12 protein-coding genes and 1 tRNA gene are annotated in these 14,610 nt (G+C 61.1%); 9 read left to right on the forward strand and 4 right to left on the reverse strand.

From position 1 onward, the window contains the following. On the forward strand, positions 1-299 hold a 299-nt coding region (locus F7D09_RS11560), incomplete at its 5' end, for a hypothetical protein (RefSeq protein WP_226836269.1). Between the two features lie 150 nt (positions 300-449). Here F7D09_RS11560 and F7D09_RS10345 read toward each other — a convergent pair. The 3 genes from F7D09_RS10345 to F7D09_RS10355 form a co-directional block, all read right to left on the reverse strand. Next, positions 450-1,010, reverse strand: a complete 561-nt coding sequence (locus tag F7D09_RS10345) for a PIN domain-containing protein (protein ID WP_152235411.1) — start codon at positions 1,008-1,010, stop codon at positions 450-452. Positions 1,011-1,028: 18 nt separating this feature from the next. Next, a complete protein-coding gene (locus tag F7D09_RS10350) occupies positions 1,029-1,442 on the reverse strand; it encodes a helix-turn-helix domain-containing protein (protein WP_152235412.1) in 414 nt (137 codons plus the stop codon). A gap of 742 nt (positions 1,443-2,184) precedes the next feature. Further along, complete coding sequence (locus tag F7D09_RS10355) at positions 2,185-3,609, reverse strand: MFS transporter (protein ID WP_152235413.1); 1,425 nt, start codon at positions 3,607-3,609, stop codon at positions 2,185-2,187. Between the two features lie 141 nt (positions 3,610-3,750). Between F7D09_RS10355 and F7D09_RS10360 the strand changes: the two genes are divergently transcribed. The 5 genes from F7D09_RS10360 (at position 3,751) to F7D09_RS10380 (ending at position 8,817) form a co-directional block, all read left to right on the forward strand. Then, positions 3,751-4,668: a LysR family transcriptional regulator gene (locus F7D09_RS10360; protein ID WP_152235414.1), complete on the forward strand. Its 918-nt coding sequence runs from the start codon at positions 3,751-3,753 to the stop codon at positions 4,666-4,668. Between the two features lie 144 nt (positions 4,669-4,812). Then, on the forward strand, positions 4,813-5,244 hold the full coding sequence (locus F7D09_RS10365; RefSeq protein WP_193312451.1) for a DeoR family transcriptional regulator: 432 nt from the start codon (positions 4,813-4,815) through the stop codon (positions 5,242-5,244). 411 nt (positions 5,245-5,655) lie between these two features. Beyond that, positions 5,656-6,471 carry a PhzF family phenazine biosynthesis protein gene (locus F7D09_RS10370; protein WP_152235418.1) on the forward strand — a complete coding sequence of 272 codons (816 nt, stop codon included), beginning with the start codon at positions 5,656-5,658 and terminating at the stop codon, positions 6,469-6,471. 41 nt (positions 6,472-6,512) lie between these two features. Then, positions 6,513-6,893 carry a DUF488 domain-containing protein gene (locus F7D09_RS10375; protein ID WP_152235419.1) on the forward strand — a complete coding sequence of 127 codons (381 nt, stop codon included), beginning with the start codon at positions 6,513-6,515 and terminating at the stop codon, positions 6,891-6,893. Positions 6,894-7,356: 463 nt separating this feature from the next. Continuing rightward, entirely contained in the window at positions 7,357-8,817 is a 1,461-nt protein-coding gene (locus F7D09_RS10380; RefSeq protein WP_226836271.1) for an ATP-binding protein, read from the forward strand. A 572-nt stretch (positions 8,818-9,389) separates the two neighbouring features. Here the strand turns inward: F7D09_RS10380 and F7D09_RS10385 are convergent. Then, positions 9,390-10,055, reverse strand: coding sequence for a TetR/AcrR family transcriptional regulator (locus F7D09_RS10385; RefSeq protein WP_193312452.1), 666 nt, complete (start codon positions 10,053-10,055; stop codon positions 9,390-9,392). 157 nt (positions 10,056-10,212) lie between these two features. Here F7D09_RS10385 and F7D09_RS10390 point away from each other — a divergent pair, with 157 nt between their 5' ends. The 3 genes from F7D09_RS10390 (at position 10,213) to F7D09_RS10400 (ending at position 12,829) form a co-directional block, all read left to right on the forward strand. Then, entirely contained in the window at positions 10,213-10,875 is a 663-nt protein-coding gene (locus tag F7D09_RS10390; RefSeq protein ID WP_226836273.1) for a transmembrane-type terpene cyclase, read from the forward strand. 455 nt (positions 10,876-11,330) lie between these two features. Beyond that, entirely contained in the window at positions 11,331-12,671 is a 1,341-nt protein-coding gene (locus F7D09_RS10395) for an MFS transporter (RefSeq protein WP_152235417.1), read from the forward strand. An 86-nt stretch (positions 12,672-12,757) separates the two neighbouring features. Then, positions 12,758-12,829: transfer RNA gene (locus F7D09_RS10400), tRNA-Thr, on the forward strand. The last annotated feature ends 1,781 nt before the right edge of the window (positions 12,830-14,610 follow it).

The following is a 14,610-nucleotide window of genomic DNA, read 5'->3' on the forward strand; positions in this document are numbered from 1 at the left end:
CATGGCTTGTGTCCTCGCTTCCAATCGCGGTTTTCTATGTTTGGCGACTGAAAATCGTACACAGGACACGGGCCATGTTCTCAACCCAAGCCAGAACCAAAGTGCGCAAAACTTCGGGCGTTATCCAGTTCTGGAATGCACTCGAAATCCCAAGCATTATTTCGAAGTTGATCCAGCCGAAAGGACTGTCACCGAATAACAGACCAATGCAACACGCCGAGAAGAGCGGCGAGTTAAGCGGCAAGACAGTTGGGCGGTACGCCGATTTTCGTTGCGATTCCGCCAGTCTTACGGCCTGAAGTTGCGAATCTCGTATCCTCCGCCATCGCCGGAACCCTTGATTTCCAGAGGATTCCGGCTTTTTCGTATCAGCCGGAATCCGCTTAGGGTTTATGGGCCCCAAATGCGCTATGACGCCGCCAGTTTGAACGACGGGAGAAACCATCGCTCTAACAGGCTATCCGCTCCATGCCGTCGGCGAATCCGTTCAGGCGCAGTTTGCGCAGGTGCGCTAGTTCCTCGGTCATGGTGCGTGGCGGATTGTCCTTGCTGGACACGACGGCGTTCATCGCATTCACGACGCCGGCTTGGTCGCGCTTGAGCATCATGCTCAAGAACTCGTCCGGATGCATGGCCTCCACCGCGTATCGTTCGAGACTCCGCGGCGGAAAATCCTTGAGGTTGTACGTGACGATGTAATCGGCGCCGGCGGACAAGGCAGCAGCGAGCACGTGCCGGTCGTCCGGGTCCGGCAAATCGAACGCCGCTTCGAGATGTTCCCAGCCGTAAACGCAATGGGTGGGATTCATCGGTGTGATGAACGAGAGCAGACGATCAGCTTGTTCCGGCGTACGGTTGCGTCTTTCAATGAGCGTGCGGCGAGCCTCCTCCAGAATCCGCTCGGACCATGCGGCGTCGATCACCTGCTCCTCGTCCAGAGTGAGCATGATGTCAAGCAGCCAGACCGCAGGAAAGACATTGGCGTCGAGCAATACGACGGGTTTCGCCACGATATCGTCTCCGGTCCGTCAGTCGAAATCGGCGACATAGGCGGCATCGTCCTCATCGTACAACCCCATCTCCGAAGCCGCGCGGCGCATCGAAGCCAAGGATCGCTCCATCCGCTCGCGCTCCTGCTTCTGGTAGGCCATCACATCGGCCACGTCCACCATGCGCCGGCCCGTGGCGCCATTGCGGGTGAACGGCAGCCTGCCGGAATCAAGGATGCGGGCCACCGTGCGCGCCGAGCAGTTCAGCAGCTTCGCCGCCTCACCGGTCGTGATCATGCGGCGGCGCCCCATCACGCCGAACGCCGCGTTCAGCGCCGCCTCGTACGCCTCGGCGCTCAACTCCACCACATCGCCGTCCGAGCCGACGAGTGCACGATCGCCGCGCGGAATCGTCGTCCCCTCGGCGCGCGGCATTTCAAGTACGGCAGTCATGATTCCTCCTTGCCTTGTCACCATGCTACCAATTCCTGACAAAACTGACAACAGTCGGAATCGCCTTGCTTCGCTGCATCTACACTGAATTCAGTGTTGAATAACTGAATTCAGTGTATTCAGCGTAGAATTCAGCGACAGCAATGCCGCAACACCGTCATCGGTACAGCGAACTCATGCACATTCCACACCGCGCAGCATCATGAAAGCCTGCCACAACACACCGCGAACGTGGCAACGGAAGCGGTACGGCGAACGCACGAATCCCGCAAAACCCCAAGCGACAGTAAGACGGAGCGTCCTAAGGGTTGGAGTCGCGCACGATCCTTGGGCGAATCCGGGGGCCACCACTGCCACTTTCGTGCCGCCTTTCGCAGAATCCAGCAATTGCAACGGTTTTCAATACGGGAAGGCATCAAGGTGGCAACGGCCACGGGCGGACACTCGTGCCGTACGCGTCCGCCGACGCGGAGACCCTGTTCGACGAACTGCCGACCTACCCGACCGAAGTTGATTTCCCGCGATGCCGGCATCGCTGCTAAGGTTGATCCGCAGCCGCAAGCACGGCCTGTGGGGCAGCAAGGCATCCGCCAAACTCGCCTGCCGCGAAGCCGACGAGCACAGGCACGCTATGGAACGAGCCGCGTAATACGGGCGATACGATGCTCTTGGGGGCGGTCGGGCCTCATGCGAGAATCGACCATCCCCTAAGAGCCAATCGCTGTCGCTTCCCTTGTACGAATCATCGTTCGTACCAACGCAGACGGGCGTAGACGAACGAGATGACGAGCAGTACGGCGGCCGCGATGAACACAGCACGCAGCGAACCGTCCAGCGAGGGCATGAAGGTGGCGACCACGCCGAACACGGCCACACCGATCGCGCCGCCGACCTGACGGAACGTGTTGAACACGGCGCTGGCGATGCCGGCCTGTCGCTGGTCCACGCTCACCAAGACAAGTCCGGACAGGGCCGGCGTGACCAATGCGCCGCCGAGGCCGACAATGCTCAGGGCTACGGCGATCACCCATGCGGGCATCGGCGCGGGTACCAGCACTGCGGCGAGGAAGCCGACGGCCATGGCGATCAGGCCGAGGGAGACGGTGAATCGGGTGCCCATCGCATTGATGACCTGTCCGCTGAACACGTTGGTGAGCACCATCACCACCGCGGAAGGGACGAACACCAGTCCGGCGGCGAACGGGCTCATGCCCTGCTCGCCTTGCAGGAACAGGGTGGAGATGAAGACCATGCCGAACCAGTTGAAGATCATGATGAATCCGACGATCAGCGAGATGCGCATGCCGTCGTTGCGGAACAGGCTTAGCGGTACCATCGGATGCCTGACCTTGGCCTGGGCGAGCACGAACAGCACGAGCGCGGCGAGGCCGACGGCAAGCAGTGCGATCGTCACCGGCGAGGAAATGCCCAGGGAACCGATCTCGATGACGCCCGCCACCAGCGAGGCAAGGCCGATCAGCGCGAGCGTCTGGCCGAGCCAGTCGAACGTAATGGCACGGGTAGGCGACGGCGCGACCTTCGGGGCGAGGGCGAGCACGATCAGGCAGAACGGTACGTTGACCGCGAAGATCAGGCTCCAGTGGATCGGTGTGAGCAGGCCGCCGAACAGCGGGCCGAACGCGGAAGCGGACGCCGATCCGGCACCCCACAGGCCAAGCGCGAACGCACGGCGGCGCGGATCCGGGTTGGCCTCGTTGATCAAAGCCATCGAGGCCGGCAGAATCAGCGCCGCAGCCACGCCCATCAGACACCTACCTACGATGAGCACCAGCATGGTCCACGCGAAGGTGCTCAACAGCGAGGCCGCACCGAACAACGCCGTGCCGAAGAAGAACATGCGCTTGGCGCCGAACTTGTCGGACAGACTGCCGGCGAACAGCAGCAGCGAGGCGAACAGCAGCGTGTAACCGTCGATCATCCACTGCTGCAGTGCCATGTCGCCGCCGAGGTCGGCGGTGATGGTCGGCAGGGCCACGTTGACGATCATGGTGTCCATGCCGGTCAGGAAGAACGCCAGCGATGTGACGAACGTGGTCAGGCCGGCGCTATAGCGAGCCGCACGATGCGACACTCGTCGAGTTTCGCGTGCGGCTCCATCGTCCTCGCATGTGAGTCCGAAGGTTGCGGATTCGTTGATTGATGTCATACCCACCTATATCCCATTGGTTTATATGTTTCCGTTTGGTTGTTTCAGTAGCTATGGTATTCTTTGAAACACTCGCAAAACAGCGGCTTATGGATGCTTATCGCTCACGATGTATGAACCGATGGTTTATGGAGGGTCGCGATGTACGACAGACGATTGGATGCGGTGATCGCAGCCGCGCAGACCGGCAGCTTCGCCAAGGCTGGGCGGCTGCTGCATATCTCCACTCCGGCCGTGGCCAAGCAGGTCACCACCTTCGAGAAGGAATACGGTCTGACGCTGTTCGACCGGTCGCGCAGCGGCGTTACGCCGACCAGGGCCGGCAGGGAATTCGTCGAGGACGCGCAGATGATCGTGCGCCAATGCGAGGAGATACTACGCCGCACCAGACAGCTGACCACCGCGGGCTCCGCTTCCGTGCGCCTCGGCGTCTCTACGCTGCGTCCCGGCCGACGTATCCTCGACCTGTGGCAGCGCGACGCGGGGCGCCACACGGACATCCGTCTGGAACTGGTGTCGATGCCCGACGACTCCGAAGCCATCAACGACATCATCGCCCACCTCGGCGAGGGCATCGACATGATCCCCGCGGCCTTCGACGCCGGCTACTGGGACGACACGTGCAGCACCCTCGCCCTCGACTCCGAACCATTATGCGTGGCGGTTCCGCGCAGCCACGCATTGGCGAAACGGGCCCGACTCGCCTTGGACGACCTCGAAGGCACGCGCATCCGCATCCTCAAACGCCACCGCGGCGCCAACGACACAGCCCGGGACATTCTGGAACGGCACCCCGCCATCGATCTGATCGACATCGACCATTACGATCTCGACACGTTCAACGACTGCGCCGAATCCGGCGATCTGCTCATTTCCAAACCCATATGGGACGGCATCCACCCGCAGTTCGTCAACGTGGCCGTGGACTGGCCCGAACCGGTCGTCATGCACTACGGACTGCTCTACCCCATCGACCCGAGCCCTGCGATCCGCACATTCGTCACCCGCATCGACGAACTCGCCTCATCGGCACAATCGGCAATTCACGCCCATACATGACGAAGCCAAAAACACCGCAATCAACGTCGCGGGGGAAATCGAGGGAGAGAGCGGCGCTATGACACCGGGGTGCGCCCGGTGGCACGGGTGGGGTACCTTCCCCACCCCCATGACCGCTTCTTTGCCGGACCGTCTCACGTTGGTGTGGGAAATCGGAAGGCGGGAAACAAACAACTTGATTGGGTGGAGGGAGGTACCGCCGAAGGCGACGCGACGATCCGTGATGAAACCGCACGTGACCCGAATGAGACTGTACATGACCTTCATGAGCAGGAAAATGACCCAGATGAAACTGTAAATGGTCTCCATGAGCAGGAAAATGAACAGGTAAACGACCCTCATGAGCAGGAATATGAACAGGTACAAGCACCTTCCAGGGAGCAACTTATCCTGGACCTGATTCACGAAAACCCGGCTATTACCTACCATGGGGCGGCAGACATTCTGAACGTGTCCTATTCCACGGTCCGAAGAGGTTTCCAGGCGCTACGGGAATCCGGAACGATCGAGCGCATCGGTTCGGACAGGCGCGGCACATGGCGCATCCTCATCCCATCGCAACCACCCCGCGAATGACGTGAAGCCTCGTCACGACACGCCGTGGACGTGGTAACGAAGGTGGTACGGCGAGCGCGCGAATCCTGCAAACCCCAAGCGGCAGTAAGGCGGAGCCGCCCTGAAGGTTGGGGTCTCGTATCCTCCGCCACTGCCCTTTTCCCGCCCAAAGGAAAAGGGCATTTTCATATCGTTCTACGGACCCGGACTGACTCAGAACAGCGTATCGGTGTTACTTCGCGGCTGTCCGATGAATCGTCTTGCCGTCCGTGACAACCTGCCGTTGTCCGTCGCGGACGGAACCATCATGTATATGATGCTCGTCCAACCGATGTCCACCTGACGGGATTGCGGTTTCCTGGCTCGTTGCGGATCCATGACGACGGACATCCGAGATCGATGACCGGGAAAGGCGGTTTGCGGACTGTGACCATGAAGCAGTATGTGGTGGATGCGTTCACCGACAGGGTGTTCAGGGGCAATCCGGCGGCGGTGTGCCTGCCGGAGTCGTGGCCATCGGACGAGCTGATGGCGAGCATCGCGATGGAGAACCGGTTCTCCGAGACCGCGTTCGTCGTACGCGAGCCGGAAGGATGGCATCTGCGCTGGTTCACGCCGGGCGGCGAGATCGACCTGTGCGGGCATGCGACGCTCGCCACCGCGTATGTGGTGCTGCGATTCGTGGAACCGGACGCCGACGTGGTGCGGTTCCGCACGATGAGCGGCGTGCTGACCGTGACGCGGACGCGCGGCGACAAGGGCCATGGCGTCGACGTGTTCACGATGGACTTCCCGGCCTTCGACCTCAAGCCCACGCCGGTCACCGATGCGATGGAACGGGCGTTGGGTGCGCGACCGGTCGAGGCGTGGCTCGGCCGCGACCTGTTGTGCGTGATGCCCGATGAGAGGACCGTGCGCGACCTCGATCCCGACCAGGAACGCCTCAAGAATTTGCCTGGCCTGCTGGCCAACGTCACTGCCGCGGGCGACCCGGGTTCCGGCTTCGACTGCGTGTCCCGTTCGTTCGCGCCGAAGCTCGACGTGCCCGAGGATCCGGTCTGCGGTTCCGGCCATTGCCACATCCTGCCGTATTGGAGCGGGCGTCTCGGCAAACCCACGCTCACCGCCTATCAGGCGTCGGCGCGCGGTGGCGTCATCCATGCCGCGGTCGACGGTGGCCGCGTCAGCCTCGGCGGTAGTGCGGCGTTGTTCTCCATCGGCACCATCCTGCCCGACTTCGGTTGTTGAACATCCCGCGTTGATTGACTTGCCTGCCCTGCAGGTCGATGATGGTGGACGTGAATATCAGGGTGAAACGTATCTATGACGAGCCGGAACCCGATGACGGCTGCAGAATTCTGGTGGACCGTCTGTGGCCGCGCGGCATGAGCCGGGAACGCGCCGCACTCGACCTGTGGCTGAAGGACATCGCGCCGTCACCTGAACTGCGCAAATGGTTCGGACACGACCCGGCGCGCTTCGCGGAGTTCGCCGAACGGTACCGGGCGGAACTGGACGCCAACGTAGAGACGGTCGACGCGCTGCGCGAGATCATCACGGCCCACGATACTGTCACGCTCCTGTATGCGGCCAAGAATCCGCTGGTCAATCACGCGGTCGTCCTGCGCGGCTACATGGCAGACGGCACGGGGATCATCAAGTCACGCTGAACCGTAAGGGCGGCAAAACCGGGGAAGCAAGCGGCGCTATGACACAGGCGGGTGCGCCCCACGGAATGAGTGGGGTAGCTCCCCGTCCCATGAGCGCTTCTTTGCCGGATCGTCTCAGTTGGTGTGGAGGAATGGGGGATCAAGAGGCAACCCGGCTTGAGTGATGAGGCGGAACCAATGATCTCGTCTAGAGTCAACGACTCAGATGTGCAGTCAGAACTCCATCCGCACCCCCACAGGCGTTCCCGCCATCCCGTTCGGCATTTCACCGACCCGAACCCGCGCACCTAGGAACCTTGCCTACTACACCCGCTTCCTGGGTTCCGGGCTTTTCGAATACATGGATACGCCATGGGCGTATGGCTGCTCAATGCGCCGTCTGTTCGTATGCCTATAGCCGTATGGTTCATGCACGAGTAGAGTTGAGGATGCCGCTTTTCAAACCAACAGGAGGGTGTGTGTCGTGCTTCAGATTCCGGTGACGTCCAATGACGTCAATGTGTTGGCTCATGCTCCCGAGTCTCAGTATTTTGACCGCAAGAGCGCGAAGATCAAACCGAATGATCTGGCTCGCACCATTGTCGCGTTCGCCAACTCTGCCGGTGGCAAGATTGCGGTCGGAATTGAGGACGGCGGCAGAATCAGTGGCTTCGGGTATGACGGCGCGCAACCGGTAGAGGCGTTCGAGCAGTGCGCATTGGTGCATTGCGATCCGGTACCTATGGTCACTCCGCTACGTGTCCCCGTCGTGAACGATCGCGGTAAAGAGGATTTGATCCTGATACTGAACATTGCTGCATCCCAGAACCATGTCATCAAGCGCAAAAATGACGCCAAGGTGTTTCTTCGTTCCGGGGATAAAAGCGTGCAGTTGGAGTATAGCCAGATATTGGCCCTCGAATATGACAAGCGGCAGATTGTGTTCGAGGACGAGCCTGTACGGGGCACATCAATCGAAGACGTGGATAGCGGCGTTCTTGACCGATATAAACGAGCGTTAGGAACGATCGTATCCGACGAGAAAGCGTTGTATAGCGGACAGTTTTTGACCGATGACGGTGAATTGACCCATGCAGGCGTTCTTCTGTTTGCGGCTCATCCCGCGCGGTTCATGCCTCAGGCGCGCGTACGCGTGCTCAGGTTCGAGGGCAAACGTCTGGAGACGGGCAGTCAGCTGAATATCATCAAGGACCGCACCTTCGAGGGGCCCATTCCGAAAACGGTCGAAGATGCGAGCCTGTTCATCTCAGGCATGCTACGTGAGTACCAGTACATGGACAAGAACGCCAAGTTCCAAATCATTCCCGAGTACCCGGAGTTCGCATGGTTCGAGGGACTGGTGAATGCGGTCGTACATCGCGACTATGCGAACGCAGGCGAACACATCCGCATCAGCATGTATGACGACCGTCTGGAGATTCTCAGCCCTGGCAAACTGCCGAACACAGTCACACTGGAGAACATGCGTACTACCCGGTACGCACGCAACCCACGCATCGCCAAGACCTTGGTCGCATTCGGTTGGGTGCGGGAGATGAACGAGGGCGTGCAGCGCATCTACAGCGAGATGCAGAAGGCGTTTCTGCACGATCCGGTCTACAGCGAGCCCAACGGCCAATATGTGAAGCTCACGCTGGAGAACAGCAGCACCTCACGTGTGTTGCGCACACAGGACACGCTGGAAAACAGAATTGGAAAAGACACGCTCGATTCGCTCAGCGAATACGAAATCGAGGCCGTACGACTAGCTTATTCGGAGAAACGAGTTACCCGTAAGGGTCTGTCCATCCAGCTTGGCCGTAGTCTCAAACTGGCCAGCAACGTGCTTCACTCGCTGGTGGACAAGGACATCCTCCAGCGGCATGGCTCCTCACCGAGGGACCCGCACCAGTACTACTCCCTCAAGCAGGACAATGAACGGTAACCTTAGTGGGGCCCGAGCTTCCCACTAGGTTCCCACTACTTCTCACTAGAGCTAGGTACGGAAGCACGACACGACAAGTTGTCAACACCTAAACGGCTGCCATTCCAACGTTTTGGCATCCAAAAAGTCTGTTCCGGCAACTTCCCACTAGGTTCTCACTAGGCACACTTCTGCAATCGGCTGAGGGTGATTCGCTGAACCTATACTGAATTCAGTGTCCCGATAACTGAATTCAGCGAAAGCACGACGCGGCAATGCCGTCAACACGGCGAATCCTCGTTGCGTCCCGATATCGAACGACACCGTGAAACCCGTCACGACACGCAGCGGACGCGGTGACGAAGGCGGTGCGTCGAACGCGAGAATACCGCAAACCCCAATCTGCAGTAAGAATAAACCACCTTGAAAGTTGGTGTCTCGTATCCTTCGCCATCGCCGAAATCCTTGATTTCCAAAGGATTCCGGCTTTTTCATTGCCGAAACGGCGGAGTCGGACGCCACGGGTATCGCGGGGTCAGTTCTTACGCTACGCCCGCCCATGATGCCCACCCAGGCTGCCACCCAGAATGCCATCAGACGCGCAGCATCAGCCGCGACATCTGCGTGATGAACGATTCCCGGTCGATGCCGTGCCCGTCTTCCAGCCACCACATCACGCTTTGGGCCAGCGCGCCGGCGACGAACTGCTCCCGCAACTCGGGAACAACGCCGCCTCCGGAAGTGCCGGCATTGGCGTCGTCGCGTGGGCCTTCGCCGCCCAATTGGGCGAGAATATCCACCAACGACCCCGAATCGGCCTGCCCCGGCAACTGCGTGGCGCATCCATCGGTACTGGTGGCGAAACCCAACAGGTACGGGACCATGCCACTGCGCTTCATGCCCAGCAGCATGACCCGATGCCGTTCAAGTTGCGCAACGCCGCAACGGACATACATTTCAGCCAACATCGCGCGGTCAGGCGTCACGCCGCTTGCCCTCCGCTTCTTCCACTCGCTGCGGAAGGACGCCATCGCCGAATGCTGTATCCACCGCACCATCGCCGCAACGAAATCCTGCTTATCCGAGAAATGGGCGTAAAACGTGGCCCGGCGCACCATCGCCTCGTCGCACAACTCGCTTATGGTGATGTCCTCCAGACGCCGGACACCCATCAGCCGTTCAAAAGCGCCGAACAGTGACTCGTAGGTGCGTATGACCCGCAAATCCCGATTGTCGTGAATGCCCTGCCGATCTGCCATATGTAAAGATTCCCCGTGTTGACGGACATCTCGTCTCCGCCTGTCAATTAACTGCCGAATCGCCGCGACGCGTACGCCCCGCGTCGTTTGATCGCCGCTAACGTGAGTGGCGAAAACCCTCCGCAGGAACGCGCAATGAACGAAAGACGGACGCATCATGAGCATCGCGATGATCAAACCAGTGCTGATGGCCGTGTCGGGCATCTGCTGGTCAGTGACCTACATCAGCCTGATTCGCAACGGTTTCAAGGAGCGCACCTGCGGCATGCCGCTGTTCGCGCTGGGGCTTAACATCTGCTGGGAGGTGCTGTATACCTTCGACGGCTTCGCCTCCGACCCGTCGGCCGTACAGACATGGGTCAACGTGATATGGGCGTGCCTCGACATCGTCATCGTCGTCACATGGGTGCGATACGGACGTGCGCTGCTGCCGGCGCCTGCGCGGCGTCATTTCGCCGCGTTCACCACGCTTGCGCTCATCGCCTGCGCGATGGCGCAGCTCGCGTTCTATCTGCGATTCGACAACACCGTGGAGGCGTCACAGTACTCGGCGTTCGCGCAGAACGCCGTGATGTCCGTGCTGTTTCTCACCCACCTGTGGAACCGTGGGGACGGGCGCGGGCAGACTATGCCGATGGCCGTCGCCAAATGCCTGGGTACGCTCGTCCCCACGATATTGGGCGGACTGATCGAAAGCCTCAACGTCTATATCCTGCTCATGGGGGCGATTTGCCTGATCTTCGACGTGCTGTACATCGGCCAGCTGCATGCGCTGCGACGCCAAACGGCCGACGATTCCATCCGGAACAGCGCACGATGACCACCGTCCTGTGAGCAACGGGCGTCCGGATGCCGGACGCTTACGCAACACACTATCGGCACAGCGCACGCGTCCGTATCCCGGACGTCGCTCCCGGCCGGCTCCGGCTGACTGTTACGCTCGCCAACGTGAGATATTGCATGATGATCATGTCATGCGCGATGGCGAGGTTCCAGTTCCGCCCGTGCGTGACCGGCGGGCGCGCGTAACGCGGCTCGTCGCATTCTGTTCCCGAGTGTTCCTTATCCGTGCTGCTTCGCGATGACATCTGGCTCCGATCGATCTCGATGATGTCGGCAGTCCGCAGTCACCGGTAAGTCTGTCTCGGCGATTTCCTTTCGAGCCGTACGCGCACATGGTCCGTCGTCGTAGCCGAGCCTCCTCTCGCATCGCGGGCGCAGCTATGCGCATCGCGGGCGCACCCGTGTGAGGGGACCCATCCCAAGGAATCGTTCATGTCCGCCAATACCTCAACTCCGTCAACCTCACCCCAACCCCAGCCGGCCGCACCGTCACAAGACGCAACCTGGTGGCGGCGCGTCGCGCTCCTGCTGACCGGCCAGACGTTCTCCCTGCTGGGCTCGTCGGTCGTACAGTACGCCATCTTCTGGCATCTGGTCATGCAGTCGGACTCCGGCTCGGTCATGGCTTCGGCCATGATCCTCACGTGCCTGCCGCAGGCCGTGGTGTCCATGGTCGGCGGCATCTGGGCCGACCGGGGGAACCGCAAGCTGCTCATCATCCTGCCCGACGCCGTAATCGCCTGCCTTACCGTCCTGCTGGCCGCGGCGTTCGCGACCGGCTGGGCGAATCTTTCGCTCATCATGCTGGTGCTCGCCCTACGCTCGGCGGGCGGCGGCGTGCAGATTCCGGCCGTGCAGGCGTTCATCCCGCAGATCACGCCTCAGGCCAAGCTGATGCGCGTCAACGCGGTCAACGGCACCCTGCAGTCCGCCAACCAGATCGCCGCTCCCGCACTGGCCGCCGCGTTGATCGCCATCCTGCCGCTGTGGGCGATCCTGTTTGTCGACGTGACCACGGCCGTCATCGGTATCGGGTTCACGCTGTGCATCCGTGTGCACCGGGCGGCCCACGCACGGCCGGACGATGGTGAGTCGGCTGTGCGCAGCACTGCGGAACGCGGCACCGTCGCCGGCGTCATCCGCGACCTGCGCGAGGGCTTCGCATACGCGTGGCGGTTCCGCCGCATCAGGAGCATCATCCTGGGCAATGCGCTGGTGTGTTTCGTCAACGTGGCGCCGATGAACCTCACGTTGTTGCTCATCAACCGCGCGTACCGGCACGACAGTCTGGATCTCGGTTTCGCGGTGTTCACCAGCACGTCGGACAAGCTGGCCGCCAACGAGCTGGCATGGAGCATCGGCATGATCCTCGGCGGGCTGCTGCTGTCCTCCATCGGTGCCAAGCGCATTCGCGACTGTCTGCGTGCGGTGGCCGTGGGGTTCGTGCTCATCGGCGTCACCACGGCCGGCTTGGGTCTTGCGCCGACGCTGCTCGCGTTCCTGATCGTCGACTTCCTGACCGGACTGGCCACGCCGCTGGCTGCCTCACCGGCGTTCACGCTGCTTCAGCAGGAGGCTGCGGAGGACATGCAGGGCCGCGTCTTCGGCCTGCTGAACGCGTTCTCGACGTTCGGCACGCCGCTGGGCATGATGGTCTTCGGACCGCTGGCCGATATGGTCGACGTGCGGCTTATCTTCATCGCCGGCGGTGTGCTCACGGTTTCGTTGGGATGCTGGCTTGCGTACGTCGGCCGCGTCACGCGACGGCGGTGATGAGCGGCGGCGGTGAGCGGCGGCGACAGAGATGGCGCGGCCGTCGACTTGCGCGATGCGCGATTGCGTGCCATGATGTTCAGGTTGCCCCGATAGCTCAGTGGTAGAGCACTTCCTTGGTAAGGAAGAGGTCGTGAGTCCGATTCTCACTCGGGGCTCTCCTGTTCTTTCGCTGTTCTCCTGTTCTTTCGTTGCTCTCCCGCGGTATGTTCTGGCTGTGCCGGCCCTCCCGTCACTCTGCTCGCCCGTGCACGGTGACGCACCACTGAAACCCCTTGCAAACACTAGGGTTTCGCACTTGCGCCACTGTGCTCGGGCGAGCAGAGTGACGCGGAAGACGCCGCGGAATGCTGCACGCGTCGGCATCGGATGCGGAATCTTCGGTTTCGGCGCCGCGTACCGTTTCGCGTGGTGTGGTGTGCCGTTTTGCGTGATACGGTGTGCCGTCCGGCGTGGAATAGTGAACCGTCCCGCTTGGCATGGCGAACTGTCTTGTTTGGTGTGGTGAGCCGTTTTGTGTGGGACGCGGCGCCGAAATCGGCGGTTTTTCGCTCGCGTACCAATGGCCTGTGGTACGCGAGGTGTTGTGAGCGGTCACATGGGCTGCTGTACCACGATTATGTGGGACGTAAGTCCGTGTGACCGGTTGCATGGGCTGTTGTACCAATGTGCCGTGGGACGCGAGCGGAAAATCGCCGATTTCAGTGCCGCGTACCAATGACTGAACCTCACCGGCACCGGCTATGCTGGATCATGACGTTCCATCTGCCCGTCGGCGCCGGCTGAGCCTCGCCGGCACCGGCTATGCGCAGGAAGGCCGGTTTCGGCGTGCCGCTTTTCGATGATCTTCGACAATCGGCTGGGTGGGGTGCGGTTCCGCATCCTGACGACGTTATGCGCATGGTTGCGATCCATCATCCTGAGCCATCCGTGCATGGTACGTGGGTATTGTTGCGATTGGCCGCAGCCGCCTGTGACATCGTGATGTTGCGGTATGCGAACGCGTCGGCAAGGGATTCTTGTACCGTACATTCCGTGATTCCAGTGACAGGGCGGGGTGCACTCATCCCGGTGACGCGATGCGGCGGATTGCCGCCCCATATGCGGGATCTCCAGCGCAAGGATTTACGGATATCGGGGCACAGTTCCGTAATTTCTTGTGCTGGCCGCTGCTCAGTGCAAGGATTTACGGACATCGGGATGAATTTCCGTAATTTCTTGCGCCGGAAAAAGTCCGGAGAGCTCGAAACGGCTCAGAGCGGCCCGGAGGGATCTTGAACGGGGTCAGAAGGATGTGAACGTTTCGAATCGGGGCGGAACGGGAGGGATCCCGAATGGGGGCAGAAGGGATCTGAACGGGTTCGGAAAGGAGCGGTTCGGAAAGAGGCGGAATAGATTCTGAACGGGGTCGGAGAGCTCGGAAGGGGTCGGGAATGGGTCCGGAGGGTTGGAACGGCTCGGAAGGGTCAGGAACGGATCATCACATTCGCGACCACGGTTGATGTGTCACTCTGCTCGCCCGAGCACAGTGACGCAGGTGCGAAACCCTAGTGTTTGCAAGGGTTTTCGGTGGTGCGTCACCGTGCAAGGGCGAGCAGTGTGACGTGGTGGGGCGCGATATCACCCGAGCGCACATGACGAGCATCGTGAAGCGGTGGATGCGATATCGCTACGCAAACGGTGATTCCGTCACCTCGCGCATCGCAGTATGAGACGGGCCGCCACGCGCGGCCGTCCCGAGTTGCCGACTCCGTGCGATTCCCGTGACCCCATCCCGTAGGATCGGTGCCCCGCCCATGCCGCAATCCCTCAAGCGTCCGCATCGCCCCCCAAGCCCATACCACAATCTCTTGTAGAACACCAGTCTTCCGCACGCGTCCCGGATTCCGTATGCTTGGGCGCATGACCGAACACAACACCGCACCCACCGCGCCCACCC

It is taken from the genome of Bifidobacterium leontopitheci, from assembly GCF_009193355.1.
In the GTDB taxonomy this organism is placed as follows: Bacteria; Actinomycetota; Actinomycetes; order Actinomycetales; family Bifidobacteriaceae; genus Bifidobacterium; species Bifidobacterium leontopitheci.